Origin of the sequence: Vibrio sp. D54, assembly GCF_021728075.1 — a bacterium.
Taxonomy (GTDB): Bacteria; Pseudomonadota; Gammaproteobacteria; order Enterobacterales; family Vibrionaceae; genus Vibrio; species Vibrio alginolyticus.
In genome coordinates this window covers 130344-156353 of sequence record NZ_JAKKCS010000009.1, presented here as the reverse complement: position 1 = coordinate 156353, position 26010 = coordinate 130344, and the positions used below count along the sequence as shown (strand labels likewise).

Here is a 26010-nt window from a genome sequence, read left to right as displayed (position 1 = left end):
TTTAGTTGCTCCTATTTCGATTCATTTCCCGCTTGATAATCATTGCTGCCCGTTTCGGACTAATGCCTATCAATCGGCGTTCTGGGCGATCTACTTCCCACTTACGTAATGGCGTTTTATTTTCCAGATCACTAATCAGTTTTGCGGCTTCAGCGACGGTCATATTCTGAGTAATGAATTTGAGCGTTGGCTTTTTGCCTCTCTTCTGCCTGCCTTGGGGCGGAAGTCTGTAACCTAAATCGCGTAACTCTTTTGCTTGCTCTCTCGTTGCCGGGTCGGTTTTCTTTGGTTCTTTCGCTTTCTTGGCTTGCTTGAATCGCTGCTGCAATCCGCTTTCCTCTGCTTCACCGGTATGGTGAGCCAGTGCAACGGTTCCTCGTCTTGATGGCCAACCAACAACCAAAACCCGGTTATTGTCTTTTTGAAAATGCTTTAGCTTCTTAGTGAAACCTCTAAGCATTTTTCGCCTGCCGTTTTTGCGCTTTGACCACGCTTTACCGTCTGGGTCACGATGTGCTCGAATGTTTTTTTTGGTCGTTTTGGTGATGTATTTACCAAGCTCTTTCAGCACTCGGGCTCTGGCTTTTTTCTCAAGCTTTAGCAGCTCGAATTGCTCTTTAACTCGCAAATAACTGCGCTTATCGGCCCGTATCTCATACATTGCGGAGAACTACATGTGATAGCCTTTCCGCCTGCCAAATCTCGTACTCTTCAATCTTCCAGCGTTGACCATTCCAATAGATTGGCCCGTCGGGGTCTGCAGCCACTTTGACGGGTTCTTCAAACATGACTGAGACCAACACTTCGGCGTTTTTCTCATCTTCCAGTACTACGTCTACGTATGGGTCGTCTAAGTCTTCGATGCGGAAACGGTCAGAATCGTTGTCCATCAACCACGCCCCAACATTAGCGAACAGCACCGCTGGGTCGTATTCTTTGAAAGGGAATTTGTCGAAGTAGAAGTCAGCAACATAACGCTGATACAGCAGGTCAAAACCATGACCCATGTGCTTGGTTTCTAGTTTCAACTCAACCTTGCCCATTTCACATTCCATGCGCTTGGCTATCTTGTCGCCCACAACGCTGATTAAAAATGCGTTTAGGTCACGCAGCTTGTAACCTGCTTGGTATTGCGTTCTCATAGCAAATCCACCGATGAACGGTTCAGCCCTTTCATATTTCGAATAATGCGCTGGCTTTCTGAAAGTAATTCAGTGCGCACCTCTACGCTTCTGTCTGCGATGTGATCGCCCTTGTCCTTGGTATGAACAGTTGCAATGTCCGGCAGCAAATCAGCTTTGGCTCTCGCAAATACTGCTGATTCGTATTGATATACAACACGGTTTTTATCATTCATTTTCGGAAATGTAGGAACATTGCCAGCAGTTGCATGCCCCTCTTCCCGATACTTAGCTTTTAAGTCTTCGAGTTGCTGATTAACTTCCGAAACCGCATTAACTAGAGCGATAGCAATACGTTCTGAATCTTGAGCAGCAGGAATACCGCGACGCTTTTCAAAATCACCGGCATTGATGTTCGGCCAAAAACCGTCATTAGTGATTTCTGTCGCTTGATAATCCGAACCGGAAGATCCCGTAAACATCGTTATTCCTCTTTTAATAAGTGAGCCTCTAGCCACTGGGTCGACGGTATTGAGTTAGCCTATTGGCACTCTTACCTCACCAGCCGAGGCTCGGCGGCGTAGGAGCTGTTATAAATTTTTGTTGTCTTTAATCGCTCGAATACGTTGTTCTACCTGACCAATTTTGGTTTTCACCCCAATTTTGGCGTACTTCTCATGAGCACACTGCAGTAGCAACAAGGCCTTTTCCAAGGTATCTAAACAACCGATAGATGTCGGTTGCGGTTGTCCTTCTTCATTTCGAAGTAAGTGCAACCCAGCAAATCGATACCACTTGGCATGCACTTCTTCGTGTAGTCGCCATTCGCTCTCAACCTTTTCAAAAACCGCGCTGAAATAAGGCTCGATAGAATGTCCTCTGCCAGACTCTTTTTCCGCCCAAGCTAAAACTTCATCGGCGCACACGGTTGGCCAGTCACGTCGGAAGTTATCTGGTGTAGGTAAATCAAGCGCTATGGCTTTCAAGCACCAATCAATCGCGGTTTCCATGTCGTTGACATCGAACAACCAGATAACCATATTGGTGAAAATTGGGTTCTCGAATACTTCGCCTTTTGCTAGGTAAGCTTCCACGTACGGTTTGTACTTGGGCACCAAAACATCACGCTTATGTTTCACCTTGTCTTCGATAGCATTGAGCTGTTTTAGATATTTGCGGTCTTCTTCAAAATCGATCAGCTTGATGTGCAGGCTTTCGGTATTTGCACTAACACTCAACTTCGATGCAGAATGACTGACTTGATTTTCTAGAAGCTGACGACGCTGCCTTGCTAAAGGACTAGCCATTCATCACCTCTGCAGTGGCTGATTCGACGACTGAAACAGATTCGATAGCCGCGAACTTTTTAAGATTTCCCACAGCGTAACCTTCCATACGGATATGGTTTTGCTTGAAACGAAGCTCATCTTCATCGTTTTTCTGCTTACGCCACTGAGTGCCTTCTTGCGTCAGAATCTGTAGGTTCTTGGTATTGGTAACCCAAAGTTGATCAGCTGGGAAAAATGGTGGTGTGTAAGCCTTTTTGCCAGCAATTGTCTTGGCTAGGCTTTGGGCCGCTTTATGCTCTGTTGGACTATCGGCAGCCTCAAGTAAGCGGTGCTGCTCAGCCGCGACTAGATTCGACCCAACTAAAACAACGAGATCTGGGTCTTGACGATGTTCGGGAGCAATCGTCGTGTTGATTAGATCTTGCGTAAGTGAATCAAGATTCTTGTATGAATCAGTCGCAGTGCCTGTTGGGTCAAGCTTTGCTGATGCGAGTACCTGGCTAGATCTCTTCTCTTTAACAATCGTGAGCCAGCCTTTATTTACATCCTGGCCTAATGGATTTTTAATCGGGTCCGTATTAGTTGCGATAGACGTACCGTTAAAACCGACACGCAACATATCCAATGCAAAACGACGAGAAATCGCGCTTTTCATCATGCTCAACCAGTGACCTTTAGAGCCAGAGTTTGCCCATTGCGTCATAGTTTCCCAAAGGATGTGTGCTCCTGAATCTGTCTTTGTAAGCTCGTAGGTATTACCACTTTGGCCCACTTCCACGCTAAAACGTCCCGAACCAGATCGACCGGTCGAAAGGCCATCATCACCAACATCAACAACCTGACCTTTGATTTGCTGAACTGGCAGCAATGAAACCATACCTAGGAAAGCATCCGATTCCATAATTGCTTGACGTAGCTTAGTTTCCATTGGGGGCGTCAAGTTAAACGACTGTGTACCTTGCGGAGCATTTGCGGCGGATAACGTCGCTGTACAAAACTCTTGTAAATAACTGGTAGATAGTGCGTTCAGCATTAAAACATCTCCTTAGATGAGAAAGATTCACTAGCACCTGATGGATCTGGTTCCTGGTCAGGGACTTCTTGTGATAGTTCAGCAAACTTAGTTTCTAGTCCGTTCACTTTCTCAAACAACGGATTTAGCTTTTCTTCCAGCGCAGCGGAAAGCTGCTCGACCGTCGCATCTTTGCTTGCTACTTCTGGTGTTTCTGGTTGTTCAGGTGTGTTTTGCAAATTGAACTCTTCTTTTAGTTCTTGCTTAAACTCACCTTTGAAAGCAGAAAACTGCTCTTTTAGTGCGACTTTTAATTGTTCTTCGGTCACGTTGGTGCCCTCTGCTGTTGATAGCGTTTCTGGCTCTTCATCGTCAGAAGAGAAAAATTCATTGAATGCCGCAAAAAAGCGGTCTTTGCGAGTAAAGCAATCTGAAAAGTCCACCTCTTCTAAATGGCTTGCTTTGATCTCGGTGGTTTCCCCATGAACACGAGAGAATTGAAGGAGCGATGTTCCTGTGGAGGCTGGGGAGTCAGTCGCAGCTAGGCCCATTAGATAGCAACGCCCTTCCCCCTTGTAGTCGGGATTTGGCTCAATAGATGTGAAAAGTTTTTGTTTTTTACGGTTGGCTTCAAGCAGATAGTCATTCGGCTCTAGCTTGGCGAACAGACGTAATTTTCCGCCTTGTTCCTCCGCTTTTACTTCAACCACTCGGCCCCAGTTTTCACCGTAACCGTAAAATCGACGATGCTCAGGCCAAATTAGTGCGGTGTACTCATCCATCGAATAACTAGCGGCCATTTGCTCAATCCAATCACGGGTTATTTTACGCCCGTCGACGGTCGGTCCTTCTGTCGCGATGATTTTCCACTCACTAATCTTTGGCATTTTTGTACTCAAACTTGTCAATCACATACGGTTCGAGCAAACAATACGCCTTTGAATGTGTCGTTTCAGCTACTTCAATTCCTTGTAATTCGGATACATTTACTATCCGAATTCATCCGAACTTTGCTTAGTCATCTGCAAGTTTTCGGCGCGTATGATGCGCTTATGGCATATTCTCCCGAAATACGACAAGCCGCCCGAGCACTCTATTTGAAAGCTTGGACGCCACGTGAAATCGCTACCGAACTGAACCTGAATAATGAGCGCATCATTTATTACTGGGCAGATAAATTCGGTTGGCGCGATATGTTGCGTGAACAAACCATTGATGAAGCGATAGCAAATCGAATTCAAACACTGCTTGAACTTGTTGACCCCAGTAAAAACCAACTAGACATGCTCGATCGGCTTATCAAGCATCACGCTGCATTAAAGAAACAAAGGGCACAAGAAAAGCAGCAAGGTGAGCAACCTTTAAATACAGGGAATAAAAAGCACGACGGTACGAATAGCCGTAACAGCCAGAAATCTAGCAGTAATTCAAAATCTACCAAGAAACGTAAAAGTAAAAAGAATGACATCAGCGAACTGAGTGAAGATGACTTTGTCACATGGCATGACTCCCTGTTTGCCTATCAGCATGTAATGCGCAACAACATAAAACAGCGTATTCGAAACATTCTTAAGTCCCGCCAGATTGGCGCAACTTACTACTTCAGTGGTGAAGCGTTAGAAGATGCGATTCTGACCGGCGATAACCAGATCTTTTTGTCAGCATCACGAGCTCAAGCGGAAGTTTTCCGCAGCTACATCATTGCTATTGCAAAAGAGTTCTTAGACATAGAGCTAACTGGAAACCCGATCATTCTCTCCAATGGTGCTGAACTTCGTTTTTTATCTACCAATAGCAAAACCGCGCAAAGTTACCACGGCCATGTTTATGTAGATGAGTATTTCTGGATACCGAAGTTTGACGAACTAAACAAACTCGCTTCGGCAATGGCTACCCATAAAAAATGGCGTAAAACCTACTTTTCGACACCATCATCGAAAATGCACCAGGCATATCCGTTTTGGACGGGCGACCAATGGCGAAAAGGCAGAGACTCACGCGCCAAAATTGAGTTTCCAACGTTCGATGAATATCGCGATGGGGGTGTACTTTGCCCTGATAAGCAGTGGCGATACGTCGTCACGATTGAAGACGCTGCTGCAGGCGGCTGTGAACTATTTGATATTGAAGAACTGAAGGACGAATACAGTAAAGACGATTTCGATAACCTGTTTATGTGTATCTTCGTCGACGGCTCTTTGTCTGTATTCAAATTCTCTGACCTCGAAAAAGGCATGGTTGACTCTGCCCACTGGCAGGACTTCAAGCCGAAAACAAAATCACCGTTTGCCGGGCGTGAAGTATGGTTGGGTTATGACCCTAGCCGAACGCGAGACAATGCTTGTTTGGTAGTAATAGCTCCACCGGCAGTTGCAGGTGAAAAGTTTCGTGTCTTAGAGAAGCACTACTGGAAAGGGCTTAACTTCCAGTACCACGTGAGTGAAATTGAAAAGGTATTTCAACGCTACAAAGTCACTTACATAGGCGTTGATACTACAGGCATTGGTGGCGGTGTTTGGGACTTAATTAAGAAAAAGCACCCTCGTGAGGCCCACGCCATACATTACAGCAACGAAAACAAGAATCGCTTAGTAATGAAGATGATCGATATCGTAGAAGCAAAACGACTGCAGTTTGATGCCGAACACAAAGACATTGCTATGGCATTTATGGCGATTAAACGAGTGCCGACCAATAGCGGTAACGCTATGACCTTTAAAGCAGAGCGAAGTGAAACAACAGGCCACGCTGATGCGTTTTGGGCCATTTCACACGCCATTATCAATGAGCCGCTAGACCACAACACACCAACGAAATCAACCTGGGCGACTGCAGCATGAACAATCAAAAAGACAAACTAGTACAACAGGAGCAACATGTGGAATCGGTTTATCACCTTGACTCCACACCTGAGGCAATTGACTCAACGAGTTGGATGACTTCATATTCTGAGCTTTTCTATAACGACACTGATGGTTACTGGGAACCTCCAATCTCACGCCAGGGCTTAGCAGAAACTTCACGTGCAAACGCCTATCACGGGTCTTTACTTAAAGCTCGAGCAAATTATGTTGCTGCCCGTTTTATTTCAGGTGGCGGTTCAAGACGTCGGCAGATTCAATCTTTTTGTAATAACTACTTCACGTTTGGTGATGCCGCATTTTTAAAAATCCGCGACCACTTCAAGCGTGTTGTGCGCTTGTTTCCTCTACCGACCATGTATCTACGTAGACGTAAAAATGGGGACTTCGTTTTGCTAGAGCGAGACAACAAGCAACGAGTATACAAAGAGAATGACATCATTTTTTTGCCTCAAGAAGATCTGCAGCAACAAGTTTATGGATTACCTGACTATCTAGGTAGTTTACAAAGTAGCTTACTAAACCGTGATGCAACGCTATTTCGTCGTCGCTATTACAAGAACGGTGCACACATGGGATTCATTTTTTACGCCACGGATCCAAACCTTAGTGATGACGACGAACAAATGCTGAAGGAAAAAATCGCGAGCTCCAAAGGGGTGGGTAACTTTAGAAGTATGTTTGTTAATATTCCAGGCGGTGCAGAAAAAGGGATTCAGCTAATCCCGGTGGGCGATATCGCGACAAAAGATGAATTTGAGCGAATCAAAAACATCACTGCGCAAGATATTCTCGTAGGCCATCGCTTCCCTATAGGAAAAGCAGGAATAATTCCCCAGGGAACGACTAATCTGGGTGACCCCGTCAAAATTGGCAGTGAGTATGCCAAAGACGAAATCATACCTGTATGCGAATTAATTATGGATGAAGTTAACAACGATCCAGAGATAAGAAATATCAAAAATCTACATTTAAAATTTGATACTACGTTTGGAGAATGCTCATAAACCTGTACAAAAACACAGCCCTTTGACGTATCATTATTTGGTCAGTCAATAAGTTAGGTGCTTGTATGAGAGTATTGTGTCCGGAGTGTGGTTGTAAAAGCCGAATTCAAAAATCCAATCGACTATCCAATAGTCATGCCGATTTATATTGCAGTTGTAGTGACCCAGAATGCGGGCATAGTTTTGTGATGAACTTGTCTTATAGTCACACTTTAAGCCCATCGGCAAAAACAACTAGTCAAATAGCTTTTGATTTATGTAAGGCGTTGCCGCCAGAGGCACGACAACAGCTCAAACATCAACTCTCGATACTATAGTGAATCTTGTATAAACGCCGTGCTATCTACTTCAGAAGCCATCTCGACAATGCTCAAGATGGCTTTTTGTTTTTCGGAGTCCAACTGCCCTTTTGTATCAGCCAGTATTAAGCCAGCAATATATGCACCTGCCGCTCTAGTCCTCTCTGTTGCCTCACTATTAGCCACACCATCAATGACGATTTCTAAAGCAGACAACAAGATATCGTTTTGATTTTTATTCGACATATCAACACCCTTACCAATCATTAGTGAAATATACTGTATATCCATACAGTTTTCCACAGTGGTTTTTAGATACCAGTCACTAGTTTGTTATGACGACACATAAAGTAGCTAAAACGTATCTCTGCTGGAGAATGTTAGTTGATTAGCAGTGAGGAGATTTCATTTTGTAATTACTCATTTGAAGCATTTCAATTTTAAAGCAGTATTGCTGCATGACCTTCAGTTTGAAGGTTACTTTTCAATCAAACAAGAAAGCTGAACACTGATTAATATCACTAATTAAACATCTGCTAATTGAAGAGAATTATTAAAGGTTGCAATATCAGTATTGAAAATTATGTTTTAATACAAGCAACAATCTGACTTTTATGAGAACTATAACAACAGAAATTCTATTATCATTATTACTTGGAGCTGTGCCGATAATATTGCTCAGCAATCAACCTGATTTTTCAGCGGCAAAAAGCTTATCGTCTTTGAACCCTGGTGACATTGTACTCAACTACTTCTTATACTTATTATGTATTCATTTAGTTATTTGGTTTTTAAATAGTCAAGTTTTAAAAACAAACCAGTCTATTTCAGCAACGCTACAAAGGGCACACGAGTTCACTCACAAGCTCGGGTTTGCCATTCATGGTGTTTATCGTGTTATAGCAGGTGCTGTTCCAGCGGCAATTTGGTTTGAAATTGATAAGCATGGATTTGTTCAAGGTTGGCAAGCGATAACTATTTTCAGTGTGGTTTTATCAATATCTAGCTTTATCGCTAGTGTAGCTTTAGCCAAAGCTACTAACTATACAGCACCAAGAGCACTTCTTTTCGGTAAATAACATCAAAATTATAGTAGGCATAAATATCAAGTTGCTTACATTGCAAACAAATGTAACTTTTAGAGAGACTATTAATGAACAAATCAATCATTCTGGCCAGTGTTTTCATTGCATTAACTGGCTGTGCTTCACAACCTAATAATGAAAAATTCAATGTACATACAGCAGACTTTACAAAATCTAGTGACTTAAACCTATGTGCTGTCTATGGGGCCAGAGCGAATCGCTCTATTGAAGCTAAGAACGAACTAGTTAAGAGAGGTGTTTTCTCTGATGCTGAGTGGGAAAGCATTGCAGATAACAAAGTATCTGTCGGAATGACAGAGTGTGCTGTTAAAGCGGCCTACTCTGTTAATTTTATAAAACAGAAAACCACAAAATTCAAAAATGGTGATAAGGGTATGACTTTCTTTTATGATTGTAAGTCAAGCAATGCTACGTATTGTCCATTCACAAAAGTAGACTTTGTAAATGGAAAAGTCTCTGCGGTGTCTAAAGTTCAAAAAATATAACACCAAAAGCTAAAAAATCTTGATCTAATTTAAGTGTACCAAACCAGTAGGATGAGAATCACTAGCTTGGTACATTTATTACCAGAATCTGAGTAATGACTACAATCTCATCAATCAAATGGATCTGTCAGATTAGAAGAAAATACGAGTCCATTAAGCTGATTTTGTTCACACATAGCCTTGAACCTCTCTGTACAGTATAAGTTGCTGGCCCCTTCTAATCTTGATTTAAAGATCACTTTATCTTTCACATCATCATCAATGAATGCAAGAACCTCTAACCCATCAGGGCTTCCATATGAGATCTTCTCTACACACTTTTGTCTATCTTCTTTTCCAAAAGTCAGCGATGTATATAAATACCATTGTTCACTTTGATAATTGACAGGTAAAAAATCCCCGCTTTCAGATAAGAAACTATTTAAAGCTTCATATGCTCTCGGCGATAAAACAAGATATGTTCGTAACCATAAGCTAATATCAGGCAATACGGAGTTATCGGTTAATACATCTTCAAACTCGACCTCCGCAGACTTCCAAATATCTTTCAGAGATTTATTTTCAACAGCCTGCAATAAGATTCTCTCAAAATAGTCGAAATCCCCCAACTGGGTAGCGATTTCATCTGGGCCAGAACATACCGACTGAAACTTAGTTAAATCATCTGTAATTTTATAAACCGTCATCATCCTTTCCAAACTTCATTCTTAGCTTCCAAGACCTCTTTAGGGTAGGTGCCACTCTTTAACTCCATTTTGACCCGAAGTAAGTTAGCCTCAAAGTGCTGTTTACTCGGAATACCCTTCGAAAATTTGGAACTAATCCAAGTTTCATAATTAAATGTATGGATCGAACGGTGAGCCGGAGACTTAGGTGCTTCCCAGTTAAAGTCCGTATGCTTCGCATAATTTGTTAACCAAACACCATTTACGGGCGCATTTATGCCAATTTTATGCATGTGCAAATTTAACCTTGCGGCTCTCATTTCTGCTTTTCTAAACCTTCCCGAGCCAGGAATGATATGGTGAGGCTCATGGTTTTTAGTCGGTTTAGGCTCTCCTGCAGCGGTTAGATTATTAGCTAGTTTCGTCGTCGGATGATGCTTTTCAACGAACAACTCTTTCGCATTTTTTTTTAAGTTTTCTGCAGAGTACGATTGTAACTTAGCTTGCATATCTTCAACTCGAGCATGAGCAATGAGTTCAATCCTCATTTTTTTCAAAAACCTCAAGTCTTGTGCTTCAAACTGCAGTCGTTTTGCTCTTTGCTGTTCAGTTTCACCCGCAGGTGGAGCCACACGATACTTGCTATAGAAATCGTCGACTAACGCATCAAAACGATCTAAGGCCAACTCAGCTGCAGTTGGATTACTAGGACGATTCGTTTTTCGTCCAACTATACTCAAATTATGCTTCATACTCGTATCCCTCGAACAAACAAAGCCGTTGGATAACATTCACATAACTGACGAGCAAATAATCAATAGCCTTTATGTGGCCTACAGCTCAGATTTGTATGCAAGCAATAGCATTTTAAATCAACTTTAAGAAATAGCGGTTCACTACTCTAACCTTTAAGTTCTTATGACGACACAAACCGGACTAACTCAATATTGGAAAAAGCCGCCCCTCAAGATAATCTGCCGTAATGCTATACCAATAAGAAAGCTCACTTTCATCAACTTCCATGTGTGGTATAGATTCATGTAATAGTGATTGCCAATAGGACTGATTCTCCTTAAATCGCTGATATTCAGATTGATAGAAGTGGCTCGCGTCTTGTTTTATATCGCTCAGGTCCAAATCTCTGCAATTCAATGACCACCCTCTTGCACCAGCAGCCCAAACCATAAACTTGTCTACTTTATCTTTAGCCAGTTCTCCTTCAAACGTAATGCAGAAGCGATTGTTCGTATTCACGTGCACTCCCCTGCTATGCAAGTTCTGCCTCAGCTTTTCGGCCTGCTTTTCCAAACGGATGATTCTCTGATAAAGCTTGTTCTGATATTCCTCAGGTTTCTGCTGCTTTTTGGCGATCGCTTTGGCCTTAATGGTTTGCTCTTTGGCATTTCGTAGCTTGCGAATTTGCCGCTTAATTGGCTTTTTCCATTGCTCAAGTTTGTAGCCCAACTCCTTAATTATTGCGGTCATATTGCCAGCTTCAAACGAAGCAAGAGTTTCCCAGGCAGGAGCTCTTGAGCACTTCGCGATATTGTATCGATTTCCCTTGATTAGCCCTTGGTCAGCATTTTCACCTTTAGCGGCATAACCGACTGCTTTGATAATGTAAGAACCGGCGGCTTTTGGCTTTTTGATTCGCTCTAATTTCGCAAACCCGTGCCCCCATATCTTTTCAAGTCGCTTAGCCCAAGGACTAAAGAGATGCTCTGGTACTGTCCAACGTAGCAAAATATGAACGTGTGGATTAGGCTCTCCATCTTCATTAGCTGGACACTCGGCTACCCATATGTAATGGAAATCAGCAGGCAAGTTAGTTGGGCCAACATCGCTGGGGTGAACATGTTTAGCAACTTTCTCCTGGGATAAATCACAGTACTTTCGTCCACTATCTTTATCAACTTGGATGGTATGATCCGCAACCCAGCCACGTTGATACATTTTCTTTGCGCCATCAAGAAAACGAGAGACTTCTTTACCTATCGTTGTCTCTAAGGTTTTTTCCATCGAGAACTCTTGCTTGGGCTTTTGTTTAAGATCGCAATACGGCCCGGCTATGACACTGCCCTGGTTCATAGCTTTAACACGCTTACTATCTGAGGTTGGAAACAGCCAGTATTCTCCACCAATATCCGTGATTGGTTGGTCAACTTTCTTTTCGCCGCGCTTGGGATGTATTGTCACCATGTTGCGCTTATAGATTATTGGGTGATGCGATCCCATATTGACACACTCACTTCCATCCAACATTCCGCCGAATATGGCCATCCGTTGTGCCTTGGTGAAAGTCAGCGTCAGAAAAGTAGAGAAACCACCATGGCAAGCTGCAGTGTAAGCCCCTGCCTCAAAGATTTTAGAAACAGAACGGGACGTCAGCTTTTCCGAAAACCTCTCACCACTGTTTTCCGCAGGCGCAGCACTAGATGGCGTTTCGGTTACCGCCTGAAACTTATAAGTTTCATTCCAAGACCGGTGCATTAGCTGCATTGAAATAGGAATCTTTTTAGGTTCGCCTTGTCCTCGTTTTCCATTCTGATTGAGAATGGCAGGTTTGGAGCGCTCGTTCGTTTCATACAAAGCATCATGGCTGAAGTTGGCGTCGGCATTACTGATGATACTTTTAGGGCGTAGAGACTTGCTCAGACTCATCAATTGCTTAATTTGCTTGTCTTTTCTGTGGCGAAATTTCTCTGTCGGACTTTTGCGCCCTTTGACTAGCCTATACTCTTCGGCGATTCTCGCCGCCGCTTCGCGGTCATGTTCCGAGAGGTAATTAACAGATTTATAGAAGTCAGTTCGCTCTTGAAGCTCTCGCTCACGCTTAGACTTTCGATTGGGAACGCGGTCATATATCGCTATTTTTTTGACCATTCCGCTATCCAGAAGCGCTTGTTCTTGGTCTGAGTAAATTTTGGAACCTAAAAAACCAGCATTATAGCTGGCGTCATTATTTTTGATTCGGTCCAGGGGCATCACTGCCCCGCCGATATAGAGAAGGTCAGACTGGTTCATACTCTATCCCTAATTTTTCTTTCGAAAACTTAACGAATAGTCTCTGTGTATCAGGAGACTTCAGAAAACCTTCGACCTCTTCGAGTCGAATAGTCATGGTTATGCCCCATCCTTCCGGCCCAGCAAAATATGCAATAGCACACTTTTCATATGTCTCTGTTCGTCCTTCCAAAATTTGAATGACATCATCACCGACACTAACTGAAGTGATCCTTTTATTTTTCATACCGCCTCAAGTTCTTGGGTCGTTACCAACATAAAACCGCCTTTCCCATTGCCTTTGCTCAAAACGCCTTTGGTTAAATGAGTGCAACTGAGGGATACACACGCTTGTTCGATCGCTTGGTCTAGCGAGTCGAAGTCGCCAACCATTAAATTGTCAACTTCTTGAGTGTCTTCATGGCGGATAACACCGCCAGCTGGACAAAGCATTATTGCGGCATATTGCATAAATAAGGCTCCAGTTCTTTCTCATCGCGACGAACGGCAATGCGTTCGATCAAGTAATCTTCAATGTTCAGTAGTTCTTCAAGCGCACGCTCTTTATCAATTAACACAACGTTGTGAGCGTGATTCGTTGTGTTTTCATCAAACACAATCACGTTGAGAAGACTCATTTTTGATGAGTACTCGATACGAATACTGATGACATCTGAGCTATCCAACGCCAAAGCGAACAGACTATTAATAGTTGTTTGGATCGCGAGTTTGTTTGCGACTTCATTTAGATTCATCTTTTATGCTCCTACGCTAAGACGAAAAAAAGCCCCCTGTTACAGGGGCAGAGGCTTGGAGAATTAATGCGTACCACTGAATTGGTAATGCTTGAGGCGTCGAACGTCACCAAGATTGCGATCGAACAACGTTGCGATTTCTTTAATCTGTTGCATGCCGTTACGGATTTTTTGAAGCTCCAAATCATTAAAGCTTTCAAACTCTCGCACATGCTCCGAGGCTTTCAGATCACCGGCGACTAAAACCATACCGCGAAAGCGTGGTGGCATCGCGTTCCACAACTGCTTCAACTTGCCGCGTGTAGCGGAACCATTGAACAAAGCTTTACAAGCGGCAATGCTCTCGTTGGCGTTGGGTATTTGCTTTTGTTGTTCCTGTTGAATAGCTAACTGACTCATTGGCTCTCCTTAGGCTAAGCCCGGAAGTGGCGCACCGTTGGCGAGGAAATCTGTGCCCATTTGCATTAGTGGCTGAAAGCCGGTGGTGCGATTTTCTAAATCGTTGACGAACAAAACTAAGTTGCCGATGGCCGCTTGAACCTTGGCAATGGTTTTGCGTTTTTGACTGCGAGGTAAACGGTCTGCACTGCACATGTGCATTGCATCGCTAGACAGCTCACCTGAATATTGGTTGTTAAGTAGCGTGCGCTCTAAAAGGTTCTTCTCTTTCCCGTCTTGAGGTAACTGAACCGTAACCACACCTAGGTCAGCAAAGAGTGTATTCACAATGGTGTAATCGCCGGATTCTTTGCTCAGCAATGCCAAATCCACTGGGTCCAGCTTATGCGGCTGTTCTGGGTTGAGCTTGTTACGCAACATTCTCCCAGTCAGGCCAATGCGTGGAGCCAGCTTTTCCATATTATGATTGATGGCGAAGTCGCAGCATGCAGCGTTAAAAGATTGCTGTTTGCGTTCGCGGAATCCGCACATAGCGATATTTGCGTCCATGATCCACACTCTTACATGAAAGGCGGTACGAGAATGACAACCAACGAGAACACATTTAGCCAAATTGGGCAGTGCGTTTTAGTTGGAATAAGAGAGGAAAAGCCCATTACTTACCCAAGCGCAGCAATGGCTTCACGAGCCGCCATTTCGTGCATAGCAACCATGTTAATCAGTGGCTTATCACGGCGTTTGTCTTTGGGCTTGATGATAACGCGACCTTCAGTCACGTATTGTTTGATGGTGCCCATAGGTAAACCAGTAAGGCGAGAGTATTCTTCGTAAGTCACATATGGACTTAGTGGAGGTATCTTGTACGTTAACATGGTGATATCCTTGTATTTATATCTATCTTCTTCGGTTGCCTCTTGCTTTGGTCGGCGAGTCACCCGAAAACAAGTTTAGTATTGATCCGATTTTTCGTACGGTCAACGCATTTTCGTACAAAATTGAAATCAATCACATAATGGTGAACGATTATGAGTGCAGAATTGGCTATTTTTGATTACATCAAAGGCGAGGCATTCACTGACAAACTAAAAGAAATCAATGGCGTAAGCTCTCTTGGAGAACTGGCGCAGATATATGGTGTACCTAAAACCACTTTTAGCACTTGGAACTCACACAACAGAAACTCACACGAACTGGTTGTGAGAACTCATTTACGTACGGGCATCCCAGTTAAAGAGCTGATTCTTCCTAACGACTATCCTGAGACCGAGTTACACCACTCTTTTTGGGGCAATCAAAAAACGCCTGAAGCAGAACTGACTTCATCGAGTCTAGAGTTACAGAACCCTCAGTTAGCCGTCGTAGCAATTAAGAGTTTCTGCCTCACGAACGGTCAACTTGTGCCAACTGGAGAAATCCCATATGCACAACGCATGTTTAACTCTTGGGATTTAGAAGCCAGCAACACCATTGAAATCGAGACAAACGACGGCCGCTTTCTGGTAGATAAAAAACAGAACGATGCAGTGAGTGGAGAGTATTTGATTGATATGAATGGGCGTCTGTCCATCAACCACATTCAACGACTACCAAACAAATTAGCAATCGTGTTTGGTAACTCGACGGTTGAAGTATCAGAAGAAGATATAAAAGTAATTGGTCGCGTAGCGGTGGCATTAGAAAAGGTGTGAATAGTTATATCAAGTCATTCCAGCTCAACTCTTTTGTCAAAATATCCCTAAACTATACTGAGTTACTCTAACAAAACGGTAAACTAATGACAGATACCCCACCTCTTGAGTATTACCCAATTATCGATATTTCAGATCAAGATATCGATGAGTTTGAACAAATGGGCACCAAATCTAAATTTTGGTACAAAGACTCTCAAACCGGTATAGATTATCTGTTTAAGTCCATTCATACGGAGGATGGTAACGGCAAGCCAATTCAACGCAAAGGTGAAGACTGGGCCGAAAAAATTGCGTGTGAAATCGCCGCGTTACTTGGTGTGCCACATGCAATATATGAATTGGCGACACATAGAGGGGAAAGAGGCATTAGGAGTGAAAAGTTTACTCTAGAGGGAGAAAACATGTTTTTTGGCAACCAGCTTATAGAACACGTTGTCAATACCATCAACGCAACTCTAGAAAGTGGGCAGCGTTCACAAACGGTTTCTCGTGTATCCTTGATTATGGACCAGTTAGTTAAGCATCCTCCCAAAGGTTGGGTAGAAACTGAAAATATTAAAACTGCATTGGATGTATTTATTGGCTATCTATTACTCGACGTATTGATTTCCAACCAAGACCGTCATAATGAAAATTGGGCGATGATTGTTTCAGGTAATACGATTAATCTTGCACCTTCATTTGACCATGCAGCAAGTTTAGGGAGAAATGAGTCTGTAGAAAATATGCAACGTAGACTTACCTCTAAAGATAGTGGTCAAAAAATACCCAATTATGTGAGTAAAAGCAAATCTTGGTTTTATTATAAAGACAAGAGACTGAAAACGTTAGATGCTTTTCTTCATATTGGCTACATACGGAAAGATGCCGCATTGGAATGGCTTTCGAAACTGGAAGCAATCACAACGGAACAGCTAATTAATGTAGTAGTTAGAGTTCCTAAGAGTATAATGTGCGAGACAGAAAAGACATTTTGCGCAAGCATTCTCGTAGCAAACAAAGCTAGAATTCTGGTATATAAAGATTTATTTAAAAATTAAGAGGTTAAACCTAACACATGAAAAGTGTTTTTGTTATTTGGAAAGATATTGAAGATGGTATGTGGCATCCAGTAGCCAAACTTACCCGCATTAACGACGGGTATCGCTTCAACTACACCAAAGGAGCAAATCACAAAAATTTCATAGCCTTTCCTCGCATGAATGATTTGGCTCAGGTCTACCATTCAACTACATTGTTTTCATTTTTCACAAACCGACTTATTCCAACGAATAGACCTGAGTTCAAAAAAATGTTGAGTTGGTCTGATATCGATCCAACAGCTTACGACGAGCTTGATTTGCTCGGCATCTCTGGTGGTGCACGCAAAACTGATGAGTTCCGCATCATTCCTGAGCCCGAAGTGACAAATGATAGTCGTTATGCGATCCGTTTTTTTATTAGTGGCGTTAGTCACTTAGGACCAGAGAACACTAAGCGTGTTGCAAGCTTAGAGGATAATGAAGAACTAAGATTGGTCTATGAAAACTCGAACGCTTATGATTGCAATGCCGTCCTGATCTCTACAAAAGATGAAATTACCGTAGGTTACTGTCCGAAATACTTCAATTGTGACATCCGGGCATTGTTAGAGAAACCAGAGCTTACCTCATATTCACTCCGAGTTGTTAAACTAAATGCAGATGCACCGGCACAGTATAGAGTTCTATGCGAGTTCGTTACAAGGTGGCCAAATGGTTTTACCCCCTTTGTATCAGAAGAATATGTAGCTTATTCTGCCAGTTATATTTAGTGTAAAAATGTAAAGCCCCACTATGGGGCTTATTTTATATAATGCGATTAATCAATTCTAGATGATGCCGCATGGCTAACTTCTTAACAAACGCTAAGCTGGTTTGACGACCGTCGTCGTGTAATGCAATAAATTCGTCAATAGCCATAGTAAATTGGTTTTCATCCCAATTATCTTGTATAAAATTAACCAACTCTTCAATGGCCTCAGAAGCTAGTGTTGCTCCATCTTCAACAAAGTCCCTAGGCTCTGACAGGAAGTGCTTAACCCAAATTTCTTCTTCGTCTGGCTTCTCATATGTAATATGGATAGCACAAGCTTTGGCCCCACCACCACCTTCAGAGAAGTGGTCTCCGACTACTGAGTAATCACCAAAACCGAAGTGCCCGTCAGATTTATATGTATATACCTGATCACTAAAGTATTCTTCACCTTCATAAGCAGAGTTTGGCTCCTGGCGAATGAAACAGTCTCTTAGCAGTACGTTATCCCAGCCATGGAATTTGTTGCGGTACAACCTTCCGGTGCTTTCAACACAGAAAATATTGTATCTGAAGTTTTCCGTATCAATAATTTTGATTAAATCATCAACTTCTTCAACGCTACTTTCATGAATAAGTGATACTGGGAAATTGGAAAACTCGGAAATAAAGCTTTTTATGTTTTTTAAAGGCGTTTCGTCATTAATTCTTAGAGCAAATTCTATTAATGGATTCCTGTTTGCACACTCTTCAATCAAGTTGAGGATGCTTTTTTGATTTCTTACGAAATAGCCTTTAGATGGGTTCACCACAAAAATAAAGCCAGCACCTGCTTTAGAAAACTCGTCACAAAACCTATAAATATCTCGTGTACCTTCTACTACTGGCTCGATTATAGGCTTTATTTGGTCGCTATCGATACTACTATTAATTGTATCTCTAAGAGCTAATAACTCATACTGTCTTGCTCGGAAAAATGGGAAGTACATACTCACTCCTGACGCTAAACTTAGATAACCTCCCGTAATACTTGATCAAGCGTAGAAATTTCTTTCAGTGATAAATTGACTGATAAGAGTGCTGATATCAAAGCAGGAGGAGCTTCTTTAATCAACTGGATCTGTTCATGTTTAATCTGACGAGATTTTAGAGCGAGAAGAAACTCTTTATGCGCTTGACTCTTATCTAGCGTTAAAAACAGCTCTCTACACCTACTCTTTAGTTCGACTGGTTTACAATTGGGAACAAATCCAAACTGATTCTGAATTGCGTTGATAAATTCTTTGCGTCTGAAACAAGAGAACAAAGCTTCCATATCGAACTGTTCGATATGGGACTCCGACTCTCTTATCTGCTGAAGTGTATAATTGGGGGTTAAAGCTAGAATGCCAACATCTACAGGAATCTTATGCGCCCACTCAATTACTTTTGAGCTAGGAATAACAACATAAATACGATCACAAACCTTTGCATAGTCTGCAAGTTGACCTGCTAGACGTTCAAATGAGTCGTACTCTGTTTTTATCTCATACGCCGTAGTTGTTCCGTTTGCTATTAAGGCATCAGCAACCGAACTTCTTATACGAAACTCAGTTGCATAGAAGCACTTATTTGAAAGCTTATGCCTACCACGAATAATCTTTTCTGCGATCGCATTCTTATAAACGTATTCATTACGGTATTCATCAACGAGTTTTGAATAAGCAGTCTCATACCACTTGGCTACGGACATACCATGCTGACTAGTCGAGCCTAAAGAGCCAATCTCATCAACACCTTGTTCAATTAGCCTTTTCATTGCTGCCGGAGAGAATTTAAGCGCTATATCTCGCAGTTTTTTACCATTATTCATGAATACTTGTTTATCATAGTTGCGTACCCAAATTGTACTTTATCAGCCACAAATAAAGAAATTCACCAACACTGTTTGCCGAATTTTTGCACGAGAATCAATTAATGAGCTTGACTCAACTCACACGATGAAACTTACATCCATTAGTCCTCTCTAAAGTTAGACACAACACATGATTCTTTGCTAATTAAATTACTAATCCCTCAGTACGCCATAAACATTGTTCTTACTATCAGAAAGATACGCGCTGTTTCTATGCACATATTGGGGGCTATATTTATGTCTATACGAAACCTTAAAGTCAGTTTTAAAAAACCTTGTCCGTCAATGCATCAACCACCCCATGATTTACACGCACGTCTCGCTAAACAGCTTTGCAGAACCCTCTTACTATTCTAGAAATCTAATTCTGGAATCTTTAGAGGTTTGTTAGAGAGTTTTTTGTAACGCACTAATAAAATTCTTATTTACCTTTGTTGCGAAATTGAATTTATCTTTGATGTATCGCTTTTGATCTGGCGTTAATAATCTAGTGTCAGGCATTTGCGTAAACAACCAGTTTTGCCATTTGAGCGTTTCAATTGCACTGGCTGTCATCACCTTCTCGTCTTTATGACAAGGTAAGTTTTGCATAGAGTAAATAGTATCACCGTGACAATATTCGACTAGCTTCCCTCCTTTCTCTACAAAAATATTACCATCACCTTTGTCATAATCTAACGAATGGTCTCGAACATAGTCACAGTCATAAACGGAAAAATCACCATTTATCATGCCATTACGAAACTGAGGTTGGTAAACAACTACGCCATTGTGCCGGATAGGCTTACGCATCAAAGGCCGCATTAACCTTTTTCGACCCTGCACTACTCTCCCACCGCACTGATCACTATCTGGCGATAACACCATATCAGTGACATAAGGAAAACCGACTCGTCGAGCGAAAAGAAAAGCAGATGAAACGCTGATAAAGTTAAAATTATTAATAGTGATTGAAAATGCGCTAGGAGCAAAACTAAATGCAGGTGTATCTATGGCTGAAAAGTTAATGCGCGGAGCTAATCTGTCCGTTTTTTGGATTATCAACAAGCGGTCATACTGGCCAATACGCTTCTCAATATGAAAATTAGATTCTACATCTAGATAGTTTTTATCTAGTAGTTGCATGCCTAGCCATAGTCCAATTCTTACTTTATCAATCCAATCAAGAAGGGATGAAAGCTCTTCGCTGGTCACTCCGTCTTCATTCAATATTTTCAGGACAACAGGTTTTACTTGAGATTCCAATTTACCGTACTTTGCATTACACACACTACACGCAGGAAAAGTAAAGCGTGCGAACGGATATACTCGAGGCTTGCCGAAGTCGGCCTCGTTCTTAGTAACTCCAAAAAATGCTTCACGCTTCGGGCTACCTGTCAACCCGATCAACCACTGAGGAATAACGTGCTCCCGAGATTTATCTTTTGGCTTAGCGCCACAGAAAATACAGAACTTACTCATCTAGTTACTCCGAATTTGCAATGCTCTATCGGCGGTACGGTTGTATACCCATAGAACACCATATAACTTTCACAATTACACCATGATCATAAAACCCCAACCCCAACCCCAACCCCAAGACTGAAATTCCAAGCATTGGGTATCACTCTTAAATACTTGTTAGTGTTTTTACTGGCCCCACCATGCAAATATACTTTCTTGAGCCCAACCGCCAGCTGGTGTTGCAGGGCGTGCTGGTCGTGCTGGTCGTGCTGGACGTGCTGGTCGAGCAGGCCTTGCCACCCTTGCGGCACGTGCAGGGCGTGCTGGACTAGATGTGCCACGAACTTGCTCTTTCGGATTCCAAGCAACCGGCTGACCATTTTGGTTTAGACACAGCAACCCTTTTACAGGCCCAAGCCAATTCCCGGTATCACTCGACCAAGCATGATTATTTTTAATATAAGCCATCCAGTTCATATCAACATCGAAAATATGCTGTCCCGGCTTAATCCAACCAACTAACTCACAATCTTTATCAAATAATGGATGCATCATATCTCCCGTACGAGTTCTAACGATTCTTAAACCACACTAAAACGCCTTATTTACATCTATGATGCAGCCTTTCTTATAACAGTTCAATTAACAATCAATAAGTTAATGTCGAGAAGTGAGGCAGGTTACAAAGTGTTGCATAATTATAGAAGAGGCGATTACTACAGTCTTTTGAATGAACTAAGCTTCATTTGCGGTTACAGCGTATAATAAAAATAGTTTACTGAAGCCCTTCCCCACCAGCTGGAAGGATAAGTGACTCGCGTTTTAAGTCATACTATCCCGAATCACTTAATGCCGAATGTCAGCAAAATTAAAACCTCGACCATCAACAAATTGACCACACATTGATTCACACGCACATTTAGCCAAACCATTTAACCGACTTTAACCACAGTATCTGGTAACAACCATATTGTTGTCATTCCTGTTCGTTCACTATCAACTTAAACATTGCAAAATCTCTGACATAAAAATACTGTATATAAAAACAGTTACATTTGTATTCTAATGACTATACGAAACCTTAAAGACGGCAGTAAAAAACCTTGGCTTTGTGAGTGCTACCCGCAAGGCCGCTCTGGTAAACGCGTTCGTAAACGCTTCGCCACCAAAGGTGAAGCTACAGCATTTGAACTCCACTTAATTAAAGAAGTGGATGACAAACCGTGGTTAGGGTCTAAGCCTGATCACCGTCGATTATCTGATTTAGTCAAACTATGGTTTAAACTGCACGGCAAAAATCTTAAGTCTGGTGACCACACTCGCCTACGTTTAGAGAGCATGGTTTTAGACTTGGGCAACCCTATCGCTTCACATCTTAATTCCAAGCAACTCGCTAATTACCGTTCTAGCCGTTCTAACAAAGGTCGTGGCCAACAACACAAAGAACTTTCCATTGCTTCGAATAATGTGGACTTTGGGTTGCTGAAAGCAATGTTCAATAAGTTGATAAAGCTTGGAGAGTGGAAACAGCCTAATCCGGTTGATGGTATTGAGGCAATCAAAAAGCCGGAATCCGAACTGGCGTTCTTGACCGAACAAGAAATTCGTCACCTGTTCGACGTGGCACAGGAAAGCCCAATTGGCGATGAGTTAACAAGGATATATAAAGTTTGCTTAGCGACTGGCGCACGTATCAGAGAAGCGATTTATCTGAAGGGTTCTAACCTAACGAAATACCGTATTACCTACAACAACACGAAAGGTAAGCGGAACAGAACAGTACCGATTTCTGAAGAGTTGTATAACCAAATTTATAAGCCAACCAACGACCGCCTTTTTACTTGCGGTTACGGCGTAGCATACAAGTGGTTAACGAAAGCCCTTCCCCATTTACCAGAAGGACAAGCGACTCACGTTTTACGTCATACCTTCGCAAGCCACTTCATGACTAATGGCGGCAACATTCTTGTTCTTAAGGAAATCCTTGGTCATCAGCACATCGATCACACTATGATTTACGCTCATTTTTCGCCAAATCACCTGAGTGATGCCGTACGTTTTAACCCACTAACAAACCTTAGTATCTAGCCGCCACTTATGGCGACAAAATGGCGGCACAGGTCAGCTTTTGTCGTTATTCATAAGTCACAGTCGGATTGAAGAGTTACTTACACTCTATATATAGCAAGGGATAGCAACGAATAGGAAGGTTAGGCAAGGAGGCGGCACATAATAAAGCTTTATGTTCATTCCACTAACCTAAAAAGAAAAAGGAGCCAGTACGGCTCCTTCGTATTCTATCGCTAAATGTGAGTATTTACGAATTACTCAGCTTGATCTTCAGCGCGCGCTGCTGCTTCTTTGATTAGAGGCTGCAGTTCACCTTTTTGGAACATTTCTAGAATAATGTCACAACCGCCGATAAGCTCACCTTCAACCCATAGTTGAGGGAAAGTTGGCCATTGCGCGTACTTTGGTAACTCAGCACGGATATCTGGGTTTTGCAGAATGTCTACGTAAGCGAACTTCTCACCACATGCCATTAGTGCCTGTGACGCTTGAGAAGAGAAACCACAGCTAGGTAGTTTCGGTGATCCTTTCATGTACAGCAGGATTGAGTTTTCAGAGATCTGCTGTTTGATTTTGTCGATAGTTTCCATCGCTTCCTCATTCATGGGTTTGAACTTTATTTATTTGCCACATTCTACTCAATAACGACAGAATAAAAACCATATAATTAATAAGGCTTAATTTTAGGTTGCTCATTGGCGAGCAATGCAGCACTTCACCACTGCTAACCTCTTAAAATATTTTCATATCGGGGTTTTAATAAAGTAAAAACTTGCTAAAATACTTACCAAGTCAGCCTTAAAGGCGACATAGCTATAAAAAAACACTGGAAGCAATCGAAAGGTCATCCTTTCAAATCAATGGAGAATCGAGTAATGGCATTTGAACTACCAGCTCTTCCTTACGCGAAAGACGCACTAGAACCACACATCTCAGCAGAGACTCTAGACTACCACCACGGTAAGCACCACAACACTTACGTTGTTAAGCTTAACGGTCTTATCCCTGGTACTGAGTTCGAAGGCAAAACTCTAGAAGAGATCATCAAGACTTCTACTGGTGGCGTATTCAACAACGCAGCGCAAATCTGGAACCACACGTTCTACTGGCACTGTCTTGCTCCAAATGCGGGCGGCGAGCCAACTGGCGCAGTTGCAGACGCAATCAACGCAGCATTCGGTTCTTTTGAAGAATTCAAAGCGAAGTTTACTGATTCAGCAATCAACAACTTCGGTTCTTCATGGACTTGGCTGGTTAAGAAAGCTGATGGCTCTCTAGAGATCGTTAACACTTCTAACGCTGCTACTCCTCTAACAGAAGAAGGTACAACACCACTTCTAACTGTTGACCTATGGGAACACGCGTACTACATCGATTACCGCAACGTACGTCCTGATTACATGAACGGCTTCTGGGCTCTAGTAAACTGGGACTTCGTAGCTGAGAACCTAGCGAAGTAATATACTTCCCCCTAAGTTCAATTTAGTCTTATTCAAAAGCTCGCTATTTAGCGGGCTTTTTTTTTCGCCTTCCCTAGCACCTTTAAATAATTCCCTCTTTTACTAAAGTTCTTCTTATCCACGCCGTTAAAAGAGCATCGAGCGAGGAACATCATGCAAATTCATACGTTAGACAAAGCTGCAATTATCAACGAACTTCAGTTCGGTAATGGTATTAACCATGCCGTACACGAAGGTCGTCGTGCGGATTTCTCGCTGATTCTGTCTATGTTCTCTAATGATGTTCGCGATGTGGTCCCAGTTGAAGAGGTCCAGGAAGTCATCACCAGTGACAGTATTCTTCGCCAACAATTGGGTTTATCGCAACCTCAAGCTCTTCGTTCTGATAGCAGCAGCTATGAACTCGCAGCTGAACAAGCGAAACAGTTTCACGATGCAGGATTGCCTTCCGCAAAGCTGAGCCATTACCTAAAACCAGATGCGCTGACTTACCTGCCTGAAGACACATTCAACCTACCAGAGGAGGTTTATCACAACCTATCTGGTCATGAGCGACGCAGATTGGGCGAACGCAACAAACAACTGATCCCAGATGCTGGGCTATATAATCAGCTAGTGACGGCTCAACGTCAGCATCAAATTCAAGCTAAAGCATAGAGATCCGCTTTTTATCCAATAGCTTGCAATACCTACACGTCAGAAATGTGACGTCTTACAAATTACCGCACAATAGTCCTCACTCGAAAGCGTTAGTTTGAAGCCTTTCACACTGAACTCAACGAATTTCAACCATGCTATTAGCACAAACCACTGGTGTATTGTTTTTCACATATGGATACAGTGAAGGTGCTATGGATATCAAAGAATCAATTATTCTCGTCACGTCTGCAGGTTCGGTTATAGGAAGAACCTGTGCAAATCACTTTGCTCACCTTGGAGCAACGTTGATTCTTTGTGACCAAAATTCTAGCGCTTTGAGAGCGAGCTATGAGCAAATCAGCGCTTTCACTGACAAAGTGTATGCGATGAATGTGTGTAGTGATAACACAACGTCCATTAACTTATTGTTTGACCAGATAGAATCACAGCTACGTGCGACACCAGATGTGATTGTTAATTGCTGGACCAGCTCCCCTATGCCTGGCTTAATGGCGCCAGAACCAATGAGTACTTACATTGATCACTTGTCGTCTGCGGCACGCTTCCTTTATACCTACGGCCAAGTAGGAGCAGAGCGCTTTCGAGCCAGAAACAAGAAAGGCGTCATTGTTAACGTCATTTCTCATGACAACCATGAAGACTTTACGGGAGTTGAAAGCATGGCGGCGTTGGTGTCAGGTTTTACTCACAGCTGGGCAAAAGAACTCACACCATTCAACATTCGAGTGGGCGGCGTTATTCCCTCGGTAAATCATACAAAAGAAGAGCTCAACGAGAGGCACTGGGCTGAGATCCAAGACGAACTAGTCCGCAACACAGCATACATCGTCGCGAATGAATACTTCAGTGGCCGAGTAGTTGCGACCGAAGTGTAAGCATACACAGCAACTCTGTTTTCCCAAGCCAGATGTAACTCCTGCACCAAAATAAAAAAAGCCCCAGTCATTTGACTGGGGCTTTAACCTTTTCCCGATTAAGGTTCCGTGCTAGCGAAAACCTTGCTCACTCGATTTTTTA

The 26010-nt window shown here is 42.5% G+C and carries 32 protein-coding genes; 12 read left to right on the top strand and 20 right to left on the bottom strand.

Going from position 1 to position 26010, the window contains the following annotated elements; all coding sequences use genetic code 11:
• Nucleotide 1 precedes the first annotated feature (1 nt).
• The 6 genes from L3V37_RS13935 to L3V37_RS13910 form a co-directional block, all read right to left on the bottom strand.
• A complete protein-coding gene (locus tag L3V37_RS13935) occupies nt 2–661 on the bottom strand; it encodes a phage virion morphogenesis protein (RefSeq protein WP_193837615.1) in 660 nt (219 codons plus the stop codon).
• The gene (locus L3V37_RS13930) at nt 654–1142 is read right to left on the bottom strand and encodes a phage tail protein (protein WP_042522477.1); all 489 of its coding nucleotides are present in this window, start codon (nt 1140–1142) and stop codon (nt 654–656) included. The genes L3V37_RS13935 and L3V37_RS13930 overlap by 8 nt, the downstream gene beginning before the upstream one ends.
• Nucleotides 1139–1603 (bottom strand): head completion/stabilization protein, encoded by a 465-nt coding sequence (locus tag L3V37_RS13925; protein ID WP_017635448.1) that lies wholly within the window; start codon nt 1601–1603, stop codon nt 1139–1141. The genes L3V37_RS13930 and L3V37_RS13925 overlap by 4 nt, the downstream gene beginning before the upstream one ends.
• Before the next feature lie 108 nt (nt 1604–1711).
• Nucleotides 1712–2428 carry a phage terminase small subunit gene (gene gpM, locus L3V37_RS13920; protein ID WP_193837616.1) on the bottom strand — a complete coding sequence of 239 codons (717 nt, stop codon included), beginning with the start codon at nt 2426–2428 and terminating at the stop codon, nt 1712–1714.
• A complete protein-coding gene (locus tag L3V37_RS13915) occupies nt 2421–3443 on the bottom strand; it encodes a phage major capsid protein, P2 family (RefSeq protein WP_017821171.1) in 1023 nt (340 codons plus the stop codon). Before L3V37_RS13915 ends, gpM begins: the two co-directional genes overlap by 8 nt.
• Nucleotides 3443–4309, bottom strand: a complete 867-nt coding sequence (locus L3V37_RS13910; RefSeq protein ID WP_237306489.1) for a GPO family capsid scaffolding protein — start codon at nt 4307–4309, stop codon at nt 3443–3445. Before L3V37_RS13910 ends, L3V37_RS13915 begins: the two co-directional genes overlap by 1 nt.
• 165 nt (nt 4310–4474) lie before the next feature.
• On the opposite strand from L3V37_RS13910, the gene L3V37_RS13905 reads away from it, so the two are divergent.
• The 3 genes from L3V37_RS13905 to L3V37_RS13895 all read left to right on the top strand — a co-directional run bounded on the left by L3V37_RS13905 (nt 4475) and on the right by L3V37_RS13895 (nt 7607).
• Nucleotides 4475–6262: a terminase family protein gene (locus L3V37_RS13905; RefSeq protein WP_017821169.1), complete on the top strand. Its 1788-nt coding sequence runs from the start codon at nt 4475–4477 to the stop codon at nt 6260–6262.
• Nucleotides 6259–7290, top strand: a complete 1032-nt coding sequence (locus L3V37_RS13900) for a phage portal protein (RefSeq protein ID WP_017821168.1) — start codon at nt 6259–6261, stop codon at nt 7288–7290. The genes L3V37_RS13905 and L3V37_RS13900 overlap by 4 nt, the downstream gene beginning before the upstream one ends.
• A gap of 65 nt (nt 7291–7355) precedes the next feature.
• The gene (locus tag L3V37_RS13895) at nt 7356–7607 is read left to right on the top strand and encodes an ogr/Delta-like zinc finger family protein (RefSeq protein ID WP_017821167.1); all 252 of its coding nucleotides are present in this window, start codon (nt 7356–7358) and stop codon (nt 7605–7607) included.
• On the opposite strand, the gene L3V37_RS13890 is transcribed toward L3V37_RS13895, so the two are convergent.
• The gene (locus L3V37_RS13890) at nt 7602–7880 is read right to left on the bottom strand and encodes a hypothetical protein (RefSeq protein WP_017821166.1); all 279 of its coding nucleotides are present in this window, start codon (nt 7878–7880) and stop codon (nt 7602–7604) included. The two genes, L3V37_RS13895 and L3V37_RS13890, sit on opposite strands and share 6 nt — an antisense overlap.
• A gap of 323 nt (nt 7881–8203) precedes the next feature.
• Between L3V37_RS13890 and L3V37_RS13885 the strand changes: the two genes are divergently transcribed.
• Nucleotides 8204–8668, top strand: a complete 465-nt coding sequence (locus L3V37_RS13885; RefSeq protein ID WP_193837618.1) for a hypothetical protein — start codon at nt 8204–8206, stop codon at nt 8666–8668.
• 74 nt (nt 8669–8742) lie between these two features.
• Nucleotides 8743–9180, top strand: a complete 438-nt coding sequence (locus L3V37_RS13880) for a hypothetical protein (RefSeq protein WP_017821164.1) — start codon at nt 8743–8745, stop codon at nt 9178–9180.
• Nucleotides 9181–9290: 110 nt separating this feature from the next.
• Here the strand turns inward: L3V37_RS13880 and L3V37_RS13875 are convergent, their stop codons facing one another.
• From L3V37_RS13875 to L3V37_RS13840, 8 genes are all read right to left on the bottom strand, one after another.
• Nucleotides 9291–9869, bottom strand: a complete 579-nt coding sequence (locus L3V37_RS13875; RefSeq protein ID WP_021033993.1) for a hypothetical protein — start codon at nt 9867–9869, stop codon at nt 9291–9293.
• Nucleotides 9866–10597, bottom strand: coding sequence for an AHH domain-containing protein (locus L3V37_RS13870; protein WP_017635458.1), 732 nt, complete (start codon nt 10595–10597; stop codon nt 9866–9868). The genes L3V37_RS13875 and L3V37_RS13870 overlap by 4 nt, the downstream gene beginning before the upstream one ends.
• A gap of 184 nt (nt 10598–10781) precedes the next feature.
• On the bottom strand, nt 10782–12869 hold the full coding sequence (locus L3V37_RS13865) for a hypothetical protein (protein ID WP_237306488.1): 2088 nt from the start codon (nt 12867–12869) through the stop codon (nt 10782–10784).
• A gap of 222 nt (nt 12870–13091) precedes the next feature.
• Entirely contained in the window at nt 13092–13319 is a 228-nt protein-coding gene (locus L3V37_RS13860; protein ID WP_237306487.1) for a hypothetical protein, read from the bottom strand.
• On the bottom strand, nt 13301–13603 hold the full coding sequence (locus L3V37_RS13855) for a hypothetical protein (protein WP_237306486.1): 303 nt from the start codon (nt 13601–13603) through the stop codon (nt 13301–13303). The genes L3V37_RS13860 and L3V37_RS13855 overlap by 19 nt, the downstream gene beginning before the upstream one ends.
• A 63-nt stretch (nt 13604–13666) precedes the next feature.
• A complete protein-coding gene (locus tag L3V37_RS13850) occupies nt 13667–14002 on the bottom strand; it encodes a hypothetical protein (RefSeq protein WP_213909913.1) in 336 nt (111 codons plus the stop codon).
• Between the two features lie 9 nt (nt 14003–14011).
• On the bottom strand, nt 14012–14551 hold the full coding sequence (locus L3V37_RS13845; protein WP_193837620.1) for a phage regulatory CII family protein: 540 nt from the start codon (nt 14549–14551) through the stop codon (nt 14012–14014).
• A gap of 110 nt (nt 14552–14661) precedes the next feature.
• Nucleotides 14662–14874 carry a hypothetical protein gene (locus tag L3V37_RS13840; protein WP_017821157.1) on the bottom strand — a complete coding sequence of 71 codons (213 nt, stop codon included), beginning with the start codon at nt 14872–14874 and terminating at the stop codon, nt 14662–14664.
• Between the two features lie 153 nt (nt 14875–15027).
• Between L3V37_RS13840 and L3V37_RS13835 the strand changes: the two genes are divergently transcribed.
• The 3 genes from L3V37_RS13835 (at nt 15028) to L3V37_RS13825 (ending at nt 17485) form a co-directional block, all read left to right on the top strand.
• Complete coding sequence (locus L3V37_RS13835) at nt 15028–15690, top strand: helix-turn-helix domain-containing protein (protein WP_237306485.1); 663 nt, start codon at nt 15028–15030, stop codon at nt 15688–15690.
• 86 nt (nt 15691–15776) lie between these two features.
• Nucleotides 15777–16733, top strand: coding sequence for a HipA domain-containing protein (locus L3V37_RS13830; RefSeq protein WP_237306484.1), 957 nt, complete (start codon nt 15777–15779; stop codon nt 16731–16733).
• A gap of 17 nt (nt 16734–16750) precedes the next feature.
• Nucleotides 16751–17485, top strand: a complete 735-nt coding sequence (locus L3V37_RS13825; RefSeq protein WP_237306483.1) for an HIRAN domain-containing protein — start codon at nt 16751–16753, stop codon at nt 17483–17485.
• Nucleotides 17486–17519: 34 nt separating this feature from the next.
• Here L3V37_RS13825 and L3V37_RS13820 read toward each other — a convergent pair whose 3' ends face one another.
• The 4 genes from L3V37_RS13820 to L3V37_RS13805 all read right to left on the bottom strand — a co-directional run bounded on the left by L3V37_RS13820 (nt 17520) and on the right by L3V37_RS13805 (nt 21358).
• Nucleotides 17520–18455, bottom strand: coding sequence for a sce7725 family protein (locus L3V37_RS13820; protein ID WP_237306482.1), 936 nt, complete (start codon nt 18453–18455; stop codon nt 17520–17522).
• Between the two features lie 20 nt (nt 18456–18475).
• Nucleotides 18476–19318: a sce7726 family protein gene (locus L3V37_RS13815; RefSeq protein ID WP_237306481.1), complete on the bottom strand. Its 843-nt coding sequence runs from the start codon at nt 19316–19318 to the stop codon at nt 18476–18478.
• A gap of 429 nt (nt 19319–19747) precedes the next feature.
• Nucleotides 19748–20821, bottom strand: a complete 1074-nt coding sequence (locus L3V37_RS13810) for a hypothetical protein (protein WP_237306480.1) — start codon at nt 20819–20821, stop codon at nt 19748–19750.
• A 168-nt stretch (nt 20822–20989) separates the two neighbouring features.
• Nucleotides 20990–21358: a 4-fold beta flower protein gene (locus L3V37_RS13805; protein WP_237306479.1), complete on the bottom strand. Its 369-nt coding sequence runs from the start codon at nt 21356–21358 to the stop codon at nt 20990–20992.
• A gap of 510 nt (nt 21359–21868) precedes the next feature.
• Between L3V37_RS13805 and L3V37_RS13800 the strand changes: the two genes are divergently transcribed.
• Complete coding sequence (locus L3V37_RS13800; RefSeq protein ID WP_237306478.1) at nt 21869–22891, top strand: tyrosine-type recombinase/integrase; 1023 nt, start codon at nt 21869–21871, stop codon at nt 22889–22891.
• Nucleotides 22892–23127: 236 nt separating this feature from the next.
• Here the strand turns inward: L3V37_RS13800 and L3V37_RS13795 are convergent, their stop codons facing one another.
• Nucleotides 23128–23463 carry a Grx4 family monothiol glutaredoxin gene (locus tag L3V37_RS13795; protein ID WP_017635833.1) on the bottom strand — a complete coding sequence of 112 codons (336 nt, stop codon included), beginning with the start codon at nt 23461–23463 and terminating at the stop codon, nt 23128–23130.
• 285 nt (nt 23464–23748) lie between these two features.
• Here L3V37_RS13795 and sodB point away from each other — a divergent pair, with 285 nt between their 5' ends.
• From sodB to L3V37_RS13780, 3 genes are all read left to right on the top strand, one after another.
• Complete coding sequence (gene sodB, locus L3V37_RS13790; protein WP_005396533.1) at nt 23749–24333, top strand: superoxide dismutase [Fe]; 585 nt, start codon at nt 23749–23751, stop codon at nt 24331–24333.
• Nucleotides 24334–24486: 153 nt separating this feature from the next.
• Complete coding sequence (locus L3V37_RS13785) at nt 24487–24990, top strand: VC2046/SO_2500 family protein (protein ID WP_033907342.1); 504 nt, start codon at nt 24487–24489, stop codon at nt 24988–24990.
• 134 nt (nt 24991–25124) lie between these two features.
• A complete protein-coding gene (locus tag L3V37_RS13780) occupies nt 25125–25868 on the top strand; it encodes an SDR family oxidoreductase (protein WP_005380732.1) in 744 nt (247 codons plus the stop codon).
• Nucleotides 25869–26010: the final 142 nt, after the last annotated feature.